Origin of the sequence: Prevotella sp. oral taxon 306 str. F0472, assembly GCF_000257925.1 — a bacterium.
GTDB classification, from domain to species: Bacteria; Bacteroidota; Bacteroidia; order Bacteroidales; family Bacteroidaceae; genus Prevotella; species Prevotella vespertina.
The window spans coordinates 109,834-127,872 of the sequence record NZ_AJIN01000025.1; the positions used below are offsets into that span (position 1 = coordinate 109,834).

Consider the following 18,039-nt stretch of genomic DNA (forward strand, 5'->3'; position numbering starts at 1 on the left):
TTGTTTTAGTTGTTGTTATTAGCCTTACTAGCCCAATTAGCCTTACTAGCCCAATTAGCCTTATTAGCCCAATTAGCCTTATTAGCCCAATTTATCTTATTAGCCCGATTAGCCTTATTAGGCTCATTAGCCCAATAATATTTATTCCTCTTCGATGTTATAAAGGAAGTCATTGTAGGGATACTTCTGCACATGCAACTCACGCACCTTCTTGTAAAGCACGTCTCGGAACTCGTCTATATTCTCCTTATTCTTAGCTGAGATGAACAGACATTGTTCCTGTTCCTTAGCCATCCAGGTCTTCTTGAGTTCTTCCAAGGTGATATTCTCTTTGGTTGCTGGCGTGAGATCGTCCTCTTCCTTTTCTATCCAATGATAGTTATCAATCTTATTGAAGATGATCATAGAGGGCTTATCAGCACACCCTAGTTCGGTGAGCGTTTGGTTTACAACCTGTATCTGCTCCTCGAAATCAGGGTGAGAAATATCCACAACATGTAAAAGTAAGTCAGCTTCTCTCACCTCATCAAGTGTCGATTTAAACGAATCAACCAAGTCTGTGGGGAGCTTGCGGATGAATCCTACGGTATCAGCAAGTAAGAATGGAAGATTCTCTACAACTACTTTACGCACGGTTGTGTCTAAGGTAGCAAAGAGCTTATTCTCGGCAAACACCTCACTCTTGGCGAGCAGATTCATAGTTGTTGACTTGCCCACATTCGTATAACCGACTAGTGCTACACGGATCAAACGCCCACGGTTCTTACGTTGAGTTGTTTTCTGTTTATCTATTTCGGCTAATCGCTGCTTTAAGAGGGACATTCGCTGGAGGATGATACGGCGGTCCATCTCCAACTGAGTCTCACCAGGACCACGCAAACCTACTGACCCCTTACCACCGCCAGAACCAGAGCCGCCACCCTGACGCTCCAAGTGTGTCCATAGGCGTTGTAGGCGAGGTAACATATAACGATATTGTGCCAATTCTACCTGTGTCTTCGCATTGGCTGTTTGCGCACGCATAGCGAAGATATCGAGAATGAGAGAGGTGCGATCTAGTATCTTTACCCCGAGTTCCTGCTCGATATTGCGCATCTGCTTGGCTGATAGCTCATCGTCAAAGATAACCATACCAATGGGCTCATCATCGTCCTCTTTCTGCTTGATATATTCTTTGATTTCTTCGAGCTTACCTTTACCAACGTAGGTAACAGCACTCGGACCATTCACTCTCTGTGTGAATCGTTTAACGGTAACAGCACCTGCGGTATCAGCAAGGAACTCGAGTTCGTCAAGATACTCCTTCGTCTTGGCTTCGTCTTGCTCCTTTGTGATGAGGCCCACTAATATAGCTGTCTCTGTCTTTACTTCAGATATGATAAATTCTTTCATTCAGTATGCTTCTCTTATAATATATTGGTAGTGTGTGTAATAGCATAACTTTGGCTAGCTTTCTCTTACACCTTCTGCTACATGGCAAAGGTACTTATAAATTCTGAAAAATACTAATCATAGCCCCCGTTTTTAAGTCCTTTAAGAATCAAGACAATAATGTTCGTGCTCTTAAGGGATATTGCGTCGTGAAAACACCTTCCTATCTCCACATCATTTATACCTAATATATTTACATTTCCATCTATGCTAATTCAAATCCTTTTGCACCCTATTCACGCTCTTTGTCTAATAGGTTCCGCTATTCTTTCTCCCTTGTCTCCTGTTCTTTACTCATGCGTCTTGTGTTTTTTCCCTTCCGTATCTTTTGTTAGTTTCACCATGGTGAAATTGTTTTCTCACCATGGTGAAACTATTTCGTCACCATGGTGAAACTTGTGTTTCATCATGATGAAACTAAATTTATACGCGTGTGTAAATGATGCGCAACACGTTAGAAGGAAATGTGGAACGGGTAATAAATAATGCTGGAACGGGTGCTAAATCATGCTGGAACGGGTAGTAGACGATTCGCAAACGGGTGAGAAAGATTAGACAGAGCTGTTGTGAAACAATCTGTAAAGTCCGTTCTTTCGTAGCAGAAAGAACCTATTGTATGTTCCAGAGGTCAATGATTTTCTCTTTTGATACGCTTTCTACCTTTCGTTCAATGTCATCAGGTAGATTGCAGAAGAAGTCTATACCCGTGAGTTGTTCAAGCTCACTGATGTTGACAACATAGGGTACAAGCGAGCGGTCATTGTTATTCTTGTGCTCAAACCAGAAGCCGATAGCCTTGTACTCCCACTTATCTTTTCCGTACACCTTATACTTCATCAGGGCAGCTGAGAAGAAGTATTTGGGGACGATGACATTACTTCTCATGGTCATGAATTGTCCTGCCTTATCAATCGTACCACCGCGACAGATGAAGAGTGTATCTTTTGAGATTTTGGCAGCAGTGATATAGGTTCTCATCTTGCTTTCCATTGTTTCCCAAACTCCAGCGTTGAAGCCATGGACTTGAGGTTGCATATTACTAAGATAGAAAGTCTGGTCATTCGATTCCCTTGAGTATTTCCTATCTTCCGAGGGACAGATGTGCCCATGGTCGTAGCCAGAGCCGTAGATAGGGTCGTAAGTATAATAGGCATTTGCGGGGAAGAGCGGGTCAAAGGGGTATTGATTTGGGTCGGTGTATGGCTTCCTTGGTACGTTCTTCTCAGCGTTTTTCGCATAAATCTCGTAGCAAGTCCATCTGTTCGACTTCTTAACAACATCCCATTCCACGCTGTAATTCACTTCACCCGTGTTCAGTTCGTGTGTGAGAATAGTACTGCTTCCGCCCTTTAGCCTTGGAAATTCAAGGCGATGTGTTGCTGGTCGGATATCCTTCATATTTGAGTTTGTGTTATTAACGATGGTCTCTTTCTGTCCTGTGGAGGAGGATCCGCTATCGTCTTTGCTGCATGAAGAACATACAGCTAAGGTGAATAAGGTAAGGGTTAAGATACCCTTGCTAACTAGTTTATTGTTCATTGTGTCGGGTTGTGTGCTTGCTTTGTTAGAGGATGCTAGTTTCTCTTGAATACAAAAGTGCGAGCAAACGTATATGCAACTACGTTTGTTCGCACTTTATATGTCTTTAAATCGAAAGATATTTATCGATTACTTCTTCAACTTACCGTAACGGCTCATGAAGCGGTCTACGCGACCTGCTGTATCGACAAGTTTGCTCTTACCTGTATAGAATGGGTGAGAGGTACTTGAGATTTCGACTTTTACCACTGGGTAAGTTTCGCCTTCAAACTCTACTGTATCTGTAGTCTTGCATGTAGATCTTGAAAGGAACATATCGCCGTTGGACATATCTTTGAATACGACGGGGCGATAGTTTTCTGGATGAATACCTTGTTTCATTTTGTTATTATCTAATTGTTAATAATGTAACTCGTCTTTGTTCTTCTCCTATGAATAAACTAGGAGACTACACTCAACAGGGTGCAAAATTACGAATAATTCTGCACCCTGCCAAATATTTCATATTGTTTTTTACTTTACCTCTACGTTGCTAATCTCCCATGTACCAGCAGTTGTTGCTGTGCTGGTATAGTGGAAACCAATATAAACAGTTGGTTGACCTGCATAAGCTGATAGGTCACAAGTAGCATCGATGAACTTCCAATCGTTACCTGTTGGATAAGCTGAAACAGCTACGTCATGCCATGTTGTGCCATCTGTTGATACTTGTACCTTAAACTCGTTGGCTGCATTGGCAAAGAATTTAGCTGCGTGCTTGAAAGAAAGTGTAACAGAAGTTCTACCTGCTAGGCTAAAGGCTGGAGAGACGAGACGGCTCTCAGAAGCATAGTTGTCACTTCCTTTGTGTGCAGAAGCCTTCATATACTTGTTCTTTGCATCATGTTTCCAAACGAACGTGAGCTCTGAAGGAAGGGTGATATTATTGATGGTGAAATTGTCTTCGCCTGTTGCAAATGTTGCAGCGAGTGCTACACCTGATGGTTGTGGGGTTGCAGAGCCACCAATAGTTATAATCTTGCTACCCTTATCTATCTCCATGATAGTCTGTCCCTGCTTGTTAGTAAAAGCTTTGAGATTACCCTTAACAACAACTGTTTGACCAACCTGCAAATCGGTCTTAGCTGCGAAGTCAGCACCATTTACACCCTTACCAGAGAATACTTGAAGCGTCTTATCGGTTCCATTATCAGAGAGATAATAAGACAAACTCTTATGGTTCTGATCGTAGAAAGTTACAGCAGAGATAATACCCTTTACATAAGCCTCCCCATTTGTAGTCTGCCCTGCCTGTATCTTCTGTACTGCTTCTGCAACCGTCCAAGCGGTAGCCTCTGTATTGAGATCAGTGGTTGGTTGTGGGGTAGGAGTGACATTAGGCTCTTCGAATGTCATGTTATATGGCGATGGTACATCCTCGCAACTGGTGAAAACTGTGGCTGAGATAGCCAATGCCATCATTGAATAAATAATCTTTTTCATCTTGTGTATTGTTACTTTACTTGTTAATTAATTGAGATAATCTTACTGCGTTGGTCAATCTCTGGCGTACCATTATAGTCTTTCAACTTACCGAGGATAACGACTGTCTTTCCAACAGCAAGTTGTGGAGCTGTTGCGGTAGTGAACTTAGCACCATTCAACCAATAGCCACGGAATACCATGAGGTGATTGTTGGTTGTGCCGTCATTTGATATGTAATATTCAGCATTACCATAATTACCAGTATCAACGCTGTTGACTAAGGAAATCTTACCTTTTATATAGTATTCTGTAGCATCAGCATGACCAGAAGCAATATAAGCTAAGGCGCGAGTAACGTCAATTGGGTTAGCTTGTGTACCATCGCCTGTACCAGGAAGTCCTGCAAATGGATCTATGCGTTCAGCGGGCTTGATATCGTCCAAAGAGCGGATAATGATTTCCCACTGGTTATTGAAACGCTTGATGATACCAGTGATGTCTACCTTACCAGTTGGAACTTTAGCATTCGCAAAGTCAGCAAAGTTACTGTTATATACAATTACCTTTCTTCCGTCCTGCTCATTCAATGTCCAACTAACGCTTCCCGCACCGCCATTCGCATCAGCGAAGGTGTCTTTCACCTTTGCGTTGTTGCTACTCTTGAAACTAACGTTACGGATTACACCGAGCTTACCTCCGTCCGTATCAAGATTCCACGTTGTAGGAGTTGAACCTGTTGCAAAGAGAGTAGGCTCAACTTTATGTCCTGTAGAAAGAATCTTGTAGTGCTGATCCCATGTCGCACGACCGATTCTGCCAATGACATCTGCACCTGTAGCATTCTTCGATGGTACACCGATTTGAGCCTGTTTACCATAGTTGCCGACATAAAGATCCTTCAAGCTAACCAATATCTCAGTACCAACAGGTAATGCTCCATAGAGTCCACCTTGTGCTACACTAACAATGATAGCACCTGTCGCATCCTGTAAAGCTAGTTCTTGATAAACGTTACCCTGTACGTCAGAACTAGTTACTATTGCCTTAATCTTAATATCATCATCAACTTTAGCAAAGCTGCGACCATCTCGGAAGTCGGTAGCAATGTAAGTTGCAAAGTTATTCTTCAGTTGTGCAATAGTGATGACATTCGTTTCTGTCAGTTCATTATTGCCATAAGGAGCTGGCGCATTCTCTGCAGGCTCTGTATAACTATCATTCATACAAGACGCAAAGAGAGCGCAGGCAGCGGCCATCATTAAATATTTAAATCTCATCATAATTGTTCCTATTCTTTAGTTTTAGAATTTATATGCAACGTTCAACATACCATTGATACCATTTACATAGTATTTCTTTGGGTTGCGATAGAAGTCGTAAGCACGTGTTGTTGCAGCGCCAGTAGCTCTATTGATTGTATAGTTACTGCGGCTCTGCTCATAACCACCACTAACAATCTTTTGGTTGTTGAGGAGGTTTGTAATCATCAAATTGATAGATAGGCTACCATGTGGCAAATAGATGCTCTTACCAATAGATGCATCGAGCATGAATCCGCCTTTACCCTCACTTTGTGCGTATGGAGTATAGTTACCATCAGCATCCATACCACCAAGAGCTGTACCCATTGTGCGAAGTGTGCTACCATAACTGAGACTAGGAGCGTATGAGAGATAGATTCTATCATAGTAGTTGCCACTCAAGTCGATGAACCAACCTGCCTTGTGGAAGCTAAGGATACCACTATATACACTCAGAGGAGTGTTTGCCTCGTGCATACCCTTGTTGTAAACAACATCCTTATTATATGTACTCTTTGTAGAGTTCATGTAAATAGCATCAGCATTATTGATGTTTTTAGCCTCGCTCCATGTTCCAAGTGCCTTAAAGTTTAAGAAGCTATTAATCTTAAAGTCGAGTCCTAACTCAACACCATAATAATTCTTCTTTATATTTGTCATGCTAACATAAGTAAATGAGTTAGCATCGTCAAAGTAGAAGTTTTGCCATTCTGTTACATGTGTCATGTGGTTATAATAACCGCTAAGATTTGCATGCAACCAGCTACCAGAATACTGATAACTTAATTCGCTTGAGAAGATTCGCTCGTTACGTAGGTTGATAATAAAGTCATTGTTCATCTCTGGAGAGGCAAAAGCATTGCTTGCATTTGGTGCTCTATGTTCATAGCCTAAGCCGAGAGAAAGTGCATTCCCACCACCAAGAGTAAGTGTAGCACTAGACTTTAATCCACCAGAAACGAAGTCTGCATGTTTGCTCTTACCATATGAGTTATCTGCAAACATACCATTGCGCATATGACCAGTACGATACATGTTGTCATAAGCTAATCGCCCAGCTACCATATAATTTAGTTTGCCGAGAGTCTCATTGTAGCTAGCCCATAACTGACCATTGCGTACGTTGATGTTATAGTCATAACCAAACTTATCGCCTTCATAAACAAGACTGCCCAAGCCTCTTGTTCCCATTGTGTTGAGGTCGTATTGGATACGAGAATCATTAGCTGCGTATGTTCCGATAGCGTAAGTATTCACGTTATGGAAACTCTTAGCACCTAATAGGTCTTCCATTGTCTGATAATGACGAGCAAAGTTCTGACCAAGTGAGAATCCAACATTTAAAACCTTATTCTTAGCAATATGGTTTGTGAGTGTTGAAGAAAGGGATGTTGTCAGATTATCAATGTGCTTTGCTTGTAGATAATAGAGCGCATCTTGTCCGTTAATAGCAGCTTGACGGTTTGCATAGTAAAGACGATCCCATTGAATCTGACGATTCTCCTTATTGCCCCACCATGCAACAGCAGTCTTCCAATCAGCGTATGCCTGTGATGTACGATAGCGCACATCGCTCTCATTCCATACATCAAAGTAACTACTTGGAAGGTTCTTCCAATAATCTGGCTGTGGGTTGTCACTATTGTTGTAATTTAGCTTTGTACTCTTATACATTGAGTACTTAGCGAAGAGACTCGTTGTGAGTTTCATCTTCTTATTAATGTCCCAATCCCAAGTAAGGATTGCAGAAGGTGCGAAATCGTTTACAACACGGCTGTTACGCTTGCGCCCTTCTTGATAACCCCAATAAGGATTATATTGATAATCATTAGCAAGCCAATATGCCTCATCAGTACTTGCGCCTTGAGAAGCACGCTCGGTAGGATTACCCCATGTAGATAATGCTAATGAATGACCATTATTCCATTTCTTCTGAACACCGAAGAAATAAGATAATGAGTTATAGAATGTACCTTCAACATAACCACGATTTGCCCAACGATAAGCAACACTTGCTGCGATAGCCCATCCTTTAGCATTGAATCCGGAAGCATAGTTGTACATACCACGGAGGGTGTAATTGCGGTTAGCAGCAGAGAGAGTAATACGATGCCCAGCAGCCATAGATCCTGCACGGAAATCATAGTTGTTACTTCCTGCTAGTCCTGTCATTGAGAAATTATTACTCTCAAAAGGTAGGGCAAAGTCGACATTACGTGTTTGTTGATTAAGACCACCAACCATCGAGTAGCGGAACTGTCCACTTTCCATGTCATTCATCGGTGCTCCATTGATGTAGATGTCGTTATACTTCTGGCTCAATGCACGATAACGGAAGCGCATCGGAGAGTATAAGAAACCTACTTGAGAAGCATAGACGTTACTATTTGAGTTAAGAATTGTGACATTGTCGTTCATGTCATTGTCTTCACCTAATTGCGCTTCAGTGAATGTAAACGCCGATTCGTCCATAGCGTTGGCTGTTTGCTCCTGCTGGTTCATCTCTGTTTTGGTATTTTGTGCCACCATAACGGATGAACTGCAAAAGGCTAAAACAGCAAGTGTCAGCTTTTTCTGCATAGTTGATTACATTAAAATATGTTATATTTAGTGTGCAAAGTAACGAAATAAATTTTAAAAAGGAAAGGCTTTTTGATTAATTTTTCGGGAATCATGCCTATATGTCGGATAAATTAACGACATTTGCAAAAGTAATTCCCTGTCTCTTATTGATTAGTTATGGAACAGGGTTGTGTACTGCTGATAACAAACAACAACATTTAATAATAATGAGAAAGTTACTATTTGCTCTTATTGGTACCATTTTCTTTGGTATTTCTACTTCTGCACAGAAGAAGTTTTCTGTTTATGCCGTTGGTTTTTATAATCAAGAGAATCTTTTTGATTATACCCATGATGAAGGAAAGAACGATTATGATTTCACACCGAATGGTAGTTATCATTGGAATGAGATGAAATATAGCCATAAGTTGCATAACATGTCAACTGTATTATCAGAGATGGGTACGGATGTCTTACCGAATGTTGGTTGTGCTGTGATTGGATTGGCTGAGATTGAGAATGAACATGTCATGCGTGATTTAGTAGCTCAGCCTGCTTTAGCTGCTCGTGGTTATAAGTTTGTGCATATAGAAGGTCCTGATCATCGTGGCATTGATTGCGCTTTAATCTACAACCCTAATCTTTTTACTATTCGCAACACAAAGTTAGTCCCATACGTTTATGATCTTCCGCAGGACAGTACACGTGCAACCCGTGGATTCCTTACGGTTAGTGGAACCTTAGCTGGTGAACATTTGACGGTTGTCGTTTGTCACCTTCCTAGTCGTGGGGCTGGTTCTTATTATCGAGAATTAGGTGCGAAGCAGGTGAAAGCGTTGAAAGATTCATTACTTCTTGATGATCCACAGGTAAAAGTATTAGTAATGGGTGATATGAATGATGATCCAACGAATAAGAGTATCCATGAGTGTCTATCTGCGAAAGCTGAAATTAATGAGGTAGGTGCTGATGATATGTATAATCCATGGTATAATCTCTTAGTAAAGGAAGGAACAGGAACCTTGCAATATCAAGGTAAATGGAATCTCTTTGATCAGATTATCATGACACCGAATCTATTAAATAAGGATGGCAAGAAGGATTTCTCTCAGTTGAAATTCTGGAAGAATCAGATCTTCCGCCGAGATTATCTCTTCCAGGAAACGGGTAAATATAAAGGAAATACAAAGCGTACTACGGCTGGTGGCGTTTGGTTGGATGGTTATTCTGATCACTTGCCAGTGGTAACTTATTTTGTTAAGCAGCAGCAGTAGTAGAGGGTTATTAGGCTAATAAGGCTAATAGGGCTAATTAGGCTAATAAGCTTAATTTGATAATAATAAGACAATGGAAATTGAAACTCATCCTTTTGAGCCATGGTTGCCCAATAATGCGAAGTTATTATTGTTAGGAACCTTCCCTCCAGCCCCCAAGCGGTGGTGTATGGAATGGTATTATCCTAATTACACAAATGATATGTGGCGCATATTTGGTTATATATTCTTTGGTGATAAGCAGTATTTTGTAGATGAGGAAAACAAAACTTATAAGTTAGAACTACTGAAAGCCTTTCTGAAAGAGAAAGGAATTGCTATCTTCGATACTGCATTACGCATCCGAAGAACGACTGGGACTGCGGCTGATAAGGACTTGGAGATCGTTGAACCAGCCGATCTTGATGGTATGCTTCGAGTTCTTCCAGAGTGTAAAGCGGTACTTGCAGCAGGACAATTAGCTACAAAAGTATTTACAGATCATTATCAAATAGATGCTCGTAAGATGAAGATGGGCGACTATAAGGAGTTTTCATTCGAAGGGCGAACCCTCAAACTCTATCGCGAACCCAGTAGTAGTCGAGCCTATCCGATGAAAGTTGAGAAGAAATCTGAATATTATGTACAGATGTTGAAGGACATAGGATTATTCAATGAATGATTGTCCGATAATAAAAAAGGAAATAAAATCAAAAAAGATGAAAGATAAGATTACAATCATTGGCATTGCTGGGGGTACTGGCTCGGGGAAGACTACTGTTGTTAAGAAAATTGTTGAGAGCCTTCCGCCTCATTATGTTGCAGTCGTTCCCTTGGATTCTTATTATAATGACACGACGGGGCTTACTGATGAGGAGCGAAAAGCCATCAATTTTGACCATCCTGATGCGTTCGATTGGAAGCTATTGATTAAGCATGTGAATGAATTGCGTGAGGGGAAAGCGGTTGAACAACCCACCTATAGCTACATTCTTAGCAATCGTTTGCCTGAAACCATCCACGTAGAACCCAAACCTGTTATTATAGTTGAGGGTATTATGGCACTGAGTAACAGGAAGTTGAGAGAGATGATGGACCTCAAAATCTTTGTTGATTGTGACTCTGACGAGCGTTTGATTCGCAATATTCAGCGTGATACAATCGATCGCGGTCGTACTGTTTCCATGGTTGTTGACCGTTATTTGGAGGTGCTTAAACCCATGCACGAGCAGTTTATCGAGCCAACAAAGCGTTATGCTGATTTGATTATCCCACAAGGTGGTGAGAATGTGAAGGGAATCAACATCCTTTGCAGGTATATTGAAGGGTTGATGCCAAAGAAATAAATTGATAAAGATGTGCTTCGGAAGGCACATCTTTTTATTTTTGTAGCCTTAGCAGATGAATTAAAGAGGTGTAGAGAGAAGTGAACGCTTGCTCTTTATGATTTATTTGTGCGGGCAGACGAGGGCATCTGTTCCTACATTAAGGAGGATTGTTAGCTTCTTTAATTTGTAATAGAATATTGCTAATTCCGAGCTTGTAATTGCGTTATTTTCGACGAGTATAAGAGTTGTACTCAAATACGCGAATTATGAGAGCTTTTTAGTATACTCCTGTAAGATGTTGATAACCAGTGTTTTATAGAAATCGAACCTACTATTTACTCATAAGTATTATACTTTTTTAGTAAAATGTACCTACTTTTTCATAAAAACGTATATACATTTTACCAAAAACCTATATACGTTTTACCAAAAACCTATATACATTTTACCAAAAACGTATATACGTTTTACTCAAAACGTATATACGTTTCTATTTTAAGGGATATTTCTTCGATTTAAAATGCTAGATTGAAAATTTCGTTTGTAAAGTATATTCCAATAAAATGGAGGTTATGAACAGTCTGTCATAACCTCCTTTTCTATCCTTTTGCCTATCTCTTTCTGACGGGATAGACCTATCGAAATCTTCGGAATAGTATTTTAATATTCAATTTTATCCGTCTTTTTATTCCAAATTCGGAATGCCTCGAGCCCTTCCTCACGCATCAAAATCTCTGAAGGCTTCTTGCGATATTGTGGTTTTACTTCTATCTCTTGATAGATAAAATCGTCATCAAAACCTATATCGGCAGCATCTTTTCGGTCATTTGCATAGTAGATCTTATCCAAATGTGCCCAATAAATTGCGCCGAGGCACATAGGGCATGGCTCGCAGGAGGTGTAAATTTCGCAACCTGTGAGGTCGAAAGTGCCCAATTTCTCGCAAGCTTTTCGGATAGCCGTCACTTCTGCATGTGCCGTTGGATCGTTATAAATCGTGACGCCATTACTTCCTTCTGCTATAATCTCACCTTCACGTGCAATGACAGCACCAAAGGGACCGCCACCATTGCGCACACTTTTGATGGAAAGCTCTATAGCCTTCCGCATTAATTCTTCTTTCGTCATCGTATTTTTGACCTTGTAATTACTTAATTTTTGGCTAATAACTGTGGATAAATCTTATTGAAAACATCACGCAATAGGGTTTCGTTTTCAATGGTTTTGCGTATGATTTCTAAGTTCTTAGCATTTGGTGAAACTGGAATCCATAGTTTGAGATAGCCCGTCCGACTATACTTTTCCTTCATGTGATCACGGAATCGTTCCCACATTTGTTCCTCATTCTTCTCAGGATAATTCTCAATTCCGTAGAGAATGGCACGTGAGAATACGATTTCTGGCTCTAAATCGCGGTCGGCTTCAGCCACAATCTTCCCGTAAATGCTCCTCGGCGTGCGTGAACAACTGGCACGATGATCCTCAACCGCCTCTTTCATTATCTTTAATTGCTCGGGTGAAAACCACTTTTTGAGCCTTCCATCTGCCATAAGAATCTTACCGCTTGTGATGTGATGGATAGCACGAGGCCCCTCCATTCCTAGGTCGTGATAGGCAGCAATGACATACACCATGTTGACATCGGCGCCTGTTGCTGCGGCTAATGCTAGTGAGTTTTTGATCACTCGCTGCACGTGTCCGAGTCCGTGACTCCTTCCGAAAGCGTTGTAACGGGGTAGAATCTGCTGTTCCACAAATGTCATTATTTCGAGATTAGGCTGTTGCATGGGGATTTTTGTATTTTGAAATATTAAAAATGGGGTGAGATTGAGGGAGAACGACTATCGGGCTGATGCAATATTATGAAATAAGCACCACGATTGTGGTTAGTATTCCATAGATTAGGATATTCCGAGCCGTGAGAGCCAACACCTTATTTAATTCCCGCCCTTGCTTGATTTGCACCATATACCGCTGTGTTTTGGTGTGCAAGAAGATATAAGGAATATAGATAATCAGTGGAATTACGTAGGCTTTCCACCCATTGTTATCGGGGCTAATGCGTCCTTGTATGGTGAAAATGATAGCGAGTAAACCTAAAAAGTTATAGAGTTTTTCTGCTTTCTCTGCTCCGATTCTCACAATTAGAGTCATCTTTCCGCTTTTCTTGTCGTTGTCTCTATCCCGATAGTTATTGACGATTAGGAGCGTATCAATAACCAATCCACAAGCAATGCTTGTCATAATTACCTCAGGATAAACGCCTTGTAACGTGGATGGAAGGATAACGTAAGTGGTAAAGGTGACTGGAATGATACCGAAAAATACCAACACAAGTACATCACCCAAGCCTAAATAGGAAAAAAAGGTGGTGTATAAGAAGGCGAAAAGTACACAGGCTGCACCAACAAGTACCATTTGCCATCCGCCATAAAATACGAGAGGAAGTCCAACGAGGCTAGCGAGCAGAGAGGTAACGAATAATCCTTTGCGCATAGCTGGCAGTGTAATCCATCCTTCCGTGCAGGCACGTTTAGGACCAAGGCGCGTCTCTTTGTCGTCACTTCCCTTTACGCAATCGAAATAATCATTGATGAAATTAGAGTCAATCTGCATTAAAAAGGCAAAAAGGAAGCAGAGTAGGGCGGGGAGGAAGCGGAAGTTTTCAGCTCCACCCATCTTCCAAGCCCATGCCGTTCCTATCATTACAGGGACAATCGCACCCGTCAATGTCTTTGGACGAGCTGCTAGAATCCATGCAGATAGACTATTCGTTTTTATGTTGTCACGTTCTGAAATCATTTATTATAATGATGGTAAAGTCCTGATGAAGCTTGTTTAGTTAAAGAAGTTCCAACTAATACCGAATTTTAGGATACGTGGATTCAATGGATAATGCGGTGTGAAAAGGTAATTTCCGCCACTTCCCTCATTGAGATGTGTGAACATTATGAAGAAACGTGTGTGCTGTAATTGGAAGTTAGCATAAGCATCCAAGAGCGGATAATTACCAATTTTAGTCTTACTTGCAGCCGTTTCCTGTATTCCGAATGTGCCCATTCCTGGGATATATTCTGGAGCATAATAACTTGTGAAGTAGCGCATATCAACACCCAAGTCACATTTTAGTACACGTGCAATCTTGAATCGGATGAACAGATTACTATAAGCATTGAAAGTCGGTACAGGTAAAATGTCTTCCTTACTTGACTTTTGCAATGTCAGTACATTCTGCCAGTTGAGTATGCCTAGTTGAAAGTCCTGTTGCAGTTGTAAGGTAAGCAAACTAATAGGACTACTTGCCTGTCTAACATTCACATTGTTGTGTTGTACGAGATAGTTATCCCCACTTCTTACACGATCATTCTGAAGTCCGAAGTAGGTGTAGTTTTTTAAAACATCATAGCCAACACGTACTTTTGTGCGTGTACGTTGTAGTGACAATTCGCCTAATATGCGTGAATGAATCTGCTGATCAAGGTTGTTATTCCACCAATAATGCTTACCATAGAACTGCTCCATATAGAAAGAAGGAGCCGAACGATGCAAGAAAGCCGTAGCCGCTAATTGTACTGTATCGCCGAGTAAGGGGAATCCAACGTCTGCGTGACCATCAAGATGGAATTGTCCGGCACGAGTCCCTACCAGCCATGCCTCCGCACTGATGTCGTAATGGAGTGTCTTTCCTTGAGCCTTGAGGAGTTGGCCTCCTACAGAAATGTCATGTTGATTCCATTTCTGTGAACCATTGATGAAAGCCGTGGCAGGCGGAGTAGCTGCTGTAATTGCAGGTAATTCATAATGTCTTAACTCATAAGATACAAAAGCTTTCAATCCTGCCTTTGCCCATTTATTGAATCCTTCGAGCAATGCTACTGCAAATGTATTCTTAAAAGACCAATGCTTTGTTCGGTCGTAAATAGAATCATTTGCAGTTGTTCCATAGCTAAAGTAATTCTGCGCATAGTAATCTGTTGGGGTATCGTAAGCCTGATAGATGCGTCGATAATTATCGAATCTAGCTGTATGAATAAAACTCGTCACAGGGACATATTCTTCCTTCATCCATTGAGAAGTAGAGTCTTTTGCTGCCTTATCAGCTTTATTCAATCTTGCCATCTGGGCGGAATCTTCTAGGTTTACCACCTCACGATTTCCCATTTTAAGACTATCAGCTTTATGATTAACCTGCGCAACATCGCCTGCAATGACGGCATTATCAGGGCGTCCAGAGGAACGTTGTTCCTTGTCGTATGCTTCCTCATCAAAGGTATCACCATTTGCTTTTGCTATTCGGCGCGCCTTTTCCTTCGCTTTTGCCTCCGCTTGAGCTTGTTGTGATTTGAGAGCAAACTTCTTAGCCTTAATCTCTTCCTCAGTCATCGGTATCTTGCGGAAGAATCCCAGACTATAGCGATGGTTGAAGAAGATATGCTGGTTATCATTTCTATTCCAGTTTTGTTTTAGGACTGTAGGGATTTCATCCTCATTGTATGAATCATTGAAAGACTCTGGGTGAGTGATATAGGCATCATTTGTGATACCACCATTCTCAGTTACCTTCTGATGATTGAGAGAAAGGAGTAGATGAGCTTGATAACGTTCGCCTAAATAGCTTCCCCACATCGAATAATTGAAGTGGGACGTACTTTGATTGCTATAATATCCACGACCATAGAGGTAATCAAACTTGAATCCGAAACCCCATTCTTTGCCAGCATTAACAGCAAAGAGTGCTTTAAAACGATCTTCTCCGTTGGTTCTATTACCAGCGGTATTATAGGAAAGAATAGTAATCGGGGAGAGGGTAGAGGTAAATTGAAAGTCCCCTGGTTGCACGATGAACATATCATACGGATCTACGAAGAAGAATTCCGAAGGTAGTTTTCTATCAATAAAGATTCTGTTTTGCCGTGGAGAACCGAGATTCCCTAGTGTATTGTATTCGCCTCGAAGTCCTGTGCTTAGTCCTCTGTTCATGAACATATAAGATAAGGTATCAGGGATAGCAGGTTTGCGATCACCGAAACGCTCATCTATTGTCCATACCTTCATGCCACGTGGAATCTCCTTATGCTGGCTTTGGATAGAATCGGAACGACCCAAATTGCGGTCTTTTCGGTATCCATCTGCAGCAAATGTACCATCGTCTATGGGGCGGTAGTCATTGTTCTGTGCCATTGCAACGATTGTGGAAGTAATGGAAAGAACAATCAATAATATGTATCTTCTCATTAACGGATAAAACGAAGTATGCATTCGATAATCTTAAAGACCATCGCAGCAAGGATAATGATAATACCTGTTGTGGTTGATTCGCTTAAGAAGTAAACTGCTACACCCACGATTGCACCAAGCATAAAGATAATGTTTAGTTTCTGGCGAATCGGTAAGAAGCGGTCTTTGGGTTCTTGCCTGTGTAAGCGATGGTCGGGTCTTCGTGCTGTACTATTTTGTATTTCCATTTGTTGGTTATTTGCTTGTTATTAATTAAAAGATGAAATAGATGTCGTTCGCCTTTTATTGTAGGGCTTCACGGAATCCTTGGAAAATACTATCTTTACGGTCGATAGTAGCTTTGCGGAACTTACCAGATACTGGAAGGAGACGTGTTTGTTTCTTATTCATTGAATAGTGGTCGGTAATCCACTTCTCCGCTGTATAATTGGTTACATTTCCCTGAACATCATAACTATATGTGATTCTACTCATACTCAATGTAGCTAATCCATCCTTACATGTTGCTTGTAGCACATAGTTACATTGTGTATAGTCGAGGGATAGAAATGTAGAAGAAAAGATGAGCTTCTCTCGTATTGTTGCGATGATACTGTGCTCATTCTTATTCACCAATGCTACCTTACTACCTTCTAATTGGTTGCTTCCTTCTGTGAGTTTGGTTAGATAAGCGTACGCCTTATCATATAATTCAGAAGCTGTTGCATTAGGAACATTAACTTCTTCTGTCCATATAACTTGTCCATTTACTTCAGGAACAATGCCTGGTTGAAGATAAATATCATTTGTGTTCTTACTGTCTGCAACTTTATTATTTGCCTTTACTGCTGCTTTATCAGGAGTAGTAGGTACAACCCAAGCATTAGAATTACCCTCTTTCTTTGTTGTGGAATCAGTGGTTGTGCCTTCTTTCTTATTACTATCCTTATTCGCTTCTTCCCTTATCTTCGCAGCCTCACGTGCTACTCGTTCGGTTTCTGCTTTTGTCTCAGCAATCTTTCGTTGTATGGCTTCAGCGTCTTTTTTAGCTTTCTCTGCTGCTTCAGACTTTGCTTTAGCCGCATTTTGTTTCGCCTTTTCTAAAGCAGCTTTCGCTTCTTCTAATTGGCGTTGCGCCTGTTCCAATTGCTGCTCTGGCGTAAGAGTTGTTTGTGCCATAGCCATCAAAGGAAGGCACATGAATAAGAATATTAGAGTCTTCTTCATATTTCTAAACTTTATCAAGTGTCAAAATGATAAGCAAAGATAAGGAATTATACTTATATAAGGGATGTTTATAAATACTTTTAACGTTTTCTTTCCTCATGCCATAATCGTTCTTTCATGTAAGTTCCTGATGTTGCAATTACGTTTCTTATATAATATAAGGTGTAATTCCAATCGTATTATCTATAATGTGACTATCTCAAGTTCTTCCCAATTCCCTTCCCAATTCCCTTCCCAATCCCCAGCAAACAATACATTTCACTCCCCTCTCCATTACTTCCCGTTGGTCAGTGACCGTTGGTTCGGAGAGGGGGTGAGGGCTTTTTTTTCTTCTTTTCCTTGCCCATTCAATTTATTCTTCTTACCTTTGCCGCCGTGAAACAATTAGCAATGACATATCAAGTGAACGAAGTACTGCAAAGAATTATCGAATTCTTTGCATCTTTTTGCACTTTATCTTTGGTCAATCCAAATAATTTGCTAACACACACACACATTCGCACCTAGCGTCTAATAACACATTTTTTCTTCTCGCATACGCGCGCGCGAAGCGTGCCGTAACCCCTGTAAACAAAGGACTTTCAAGAGTTTCCTTTGTTCGCTTTTTTATGCCCTTTTGCGAACTCGATTTAGAGCAAAATAAGAACGAAATAACAACTATTTTAATCAATGAAGTAATGAGAAAAAAGCAAGTAAAGAAGAGTTATTCTGCACCAG

At 40.9% G+C, this 18,039-nt stretch carries 16 protein-coding genes; 3 read left to right on the forward strand and 13 right to left on the reverse strand.

All coding sequences use genetic code 11. The annotated features are described in order from the left end of the window. Positions 1-5: 5 nt before the first annotated feature. The 7 genes from HMPREF9969_RS12780 to HMPREF9969_RS04130 all read right to left on the reverse strand — a co-directional run bounded on the left by HMPREF9969_RS12780 (position 6) and on the right by HMPREF9969_RS04130 (position 8,315). The gene (locus HMPREF9969_RS12780; protein WP_009434556.1) at positions 6-173 is read right to left on the reverse strand and encodes a hypothetical protein; all 168 of its coding nucleotides are present in this window, start codon (positions 171-173) and stop codon (positions 6-8) included. Continuing rightward, positions 142-1,392, reverse strand: coding sequence for a GTPase HflX (gene hflX / locus HMPREF9969_RS04105; RefSeq protein WP_009434549.1), 1,251 nt, complete (start codon positions 1,390-1,392; stop codon positions 142-144). The genes HMPREF9969_RS12780 and hflX overlap by 32 nt, the downstream gene beginning before the upstream one ends. Positions 1,393-2,040: 648 nt before the next feature. Next, positions 2,041-2,970: a DNA/RNA non-specific endonuclease gene (locus HMPREF9969_RS04110; protein WP_036894947.1), complete on the reverse strand. Its 930-nt coding sequence runs from the start codon at positions 2,968-2,970 to the stop codon at positions 2,041-2,043. Positions 2,971-3,099: 129 nt separating this feature from the next. Beyond that, positions 3,100-3,351, reverse strand: a complete 252-nt coding sequence (locus tag HMPREF9969_RS04115; protein WP_004384468.1) for a type B 50S ribosomal protein L31 — start codon at positions 3,349-3,351, stop codon at positions 3,100-3,102. 132 nt (positions 3,352-3,483) lie between these two features. Then, positions 3,484-4,452, reverse strand: coding sequence for a choice-of-anchor J domain-containing protein (locus tag HMPREF9969_RS04120; RefSeq protein ID WP_009434537.1), 969 nt, complete (start codon positions 4,450-4,452; stop codon positions 3,484-3,486). A 23-nt stretch (positions 4,453-4,475) separates the two neighbouring features. Further along, positions 4,476-5,714 (reverse strand): DUF5689 domain-containing protein, encoded by a 1,239-nt coding sequence (locus tag HMPREF9969_RS04125; RefSeq protein ID WP_036894949.1) that lies wholly within the window; start codon positions 5,712-5,714, stop codon positions 4,476-4,478. A 21-nt stretch (positions 5,715-5,735) separates the two neighbouring features. Next, the gene (locus tag HMPREF9969_RS04130) at positions 5,736-8,315 is read right to left on the reverse strand and encodes a TonB-dependent receptor (RefSeq protein ID WP_009434594.1); all 2,580 of its coding nucleotides are present in this window, start codon (positions 8,313-8,315) and stop codon (positions 5,736-5,738) included. 209 nt (positions 8,316-8,524) lie between these two features. Between HMPREF9969_RS04130 and HMPREF9969_RS04135 the strand changes: the two genes are divergently transcribed. The 3 genes from HMPREF9969_RS04135 (at position 8,525) to udk (ending at position 10,896) form a co-directional block, all read left to right on the forward strand. Then, positions 8,525-9,571: an endonuclease/exonuclease/phosphatase family protein gene (locus HMPREF9969_RS04135; RefSeq protein ID WP_009434535.1), complete on the forward strand. Its 1,047-nt coding sequence runs from the start codon at positions 8,525-8,527 to the stop codon at positions 9,569-9,571. A gap of 73 nt (positions 9,572-9,644) precedes the next feature. Further along, positions 9,645-10,232 carry a uracil-DNA glycosylase family protein gene (locus tag HMPREF9969_RS04140; protein WP_009434615.1) on the forward strand — a complete coding sequence of 196 codons (588 nt, stop codon included), beginning with the start codon at positions 9,645-9,647 and terminating at the stop codon, positions 10,230-10,232. Between the two features lie 37 nt (positions 10,233-10,269). Further along, positions 10,270-10,896: a uridine kinase gene (udk, locus tag HMPREF9969_RS04145; protein ID WP_036894951.1), complete on the forward strand. Its 627-nt coding sequence runs from the start codon at positions 10,270-10,272 to the stop codon at positions 10,894-10,896. A 642-nt stretch (positions 10,897-11,538) separates the two neighbouring features. Here the strand turns inward: udk and HMPREF9969_RS04150 are convergent. The 6 genes from HMPREF9969_RS04150 to HMPREF9969_RS04175 all read right to left on the reverse strand — a co-directional run bounded on the left by HMPREF9969_RS04150 (position 11,539) and on the right by HMPREF9969_RS04175 (position 17,322). After that, positions 11,539-12,006 (reverse strand): nucleoside deaminase, encoded by a 468-nt coding sequence (locus tag HMPREF9969_RS04150; protein WP_009434527.1) that lies wholly within the window; start codon positions 12,004-12,006, stop codon positions 11,539-11,541. 23 nt (positions 12,007-12,029) lie between these two features. Beyond that, positions 12,030-12,665: an HD domain-containing protein gene (locus tag HMPREF9969_RS04155; protein ID WP_009434566.1), complete on the reverse strand. Its 636-nt coding sequence runs from the start codon at positions 12,663-12,665 to the stop codon at positions 12,030-12,032. Positions 12,666-12,738: 73 nt separating this feature from the next. Next, on the reverse strand, positions 12,739-13,680 hold the full coding sequence (gene menA / locus HMPREF9969_RS04160; protein WP_009434561.1) for a 1,4-dihydroxy-2-naphthoate octaprenyltransferase: 942 nt from the start codon (positions 13,678-13,680) through the stop codon (positions 12,739-12,741). Between the two features lie 36 nt (positions 13,681-13,716). After that, entirely contained in the window at positions 13,717-16,113 is a 2,397-nt protein-coding gene (locus tag HMPREF9969_RS04165) for a putative porin (protein ID WP_036894953.1), read from the reverse strand. Next, a complete protein-coding gene (locus HMPREF9969_RS04170) occupies positions 16,113-16,343 on the reverse strand; it encodes a hypothetical protein (RefSeq protein ID WP_004384480.1) in 231 nt (76 codons plus the stop codon). The genes HMPREF9969_RS04165 and HMPREF9969_RS04170 overlap by 1 nt, the downstream gene beginning before the upstream one ends. A 55-nt stretch (positions 16,344-16,398) precedes the next feature. Continuing rightward, positions 16,399-17,322 carry a DUF4468 domain-containing protein gene (locus HMPREF9969_RS04175; protein WP_009434597.1) on the reverse strand — a complete coding sequence of 308 codons (924 nt, stop codon included), beginning with the start codon at positions 17,320-17,322 and terminating at the stop codon, positions 16,399-16,401. Positions 17,323-18,039 lie beyond the last annotated feature (717 nt).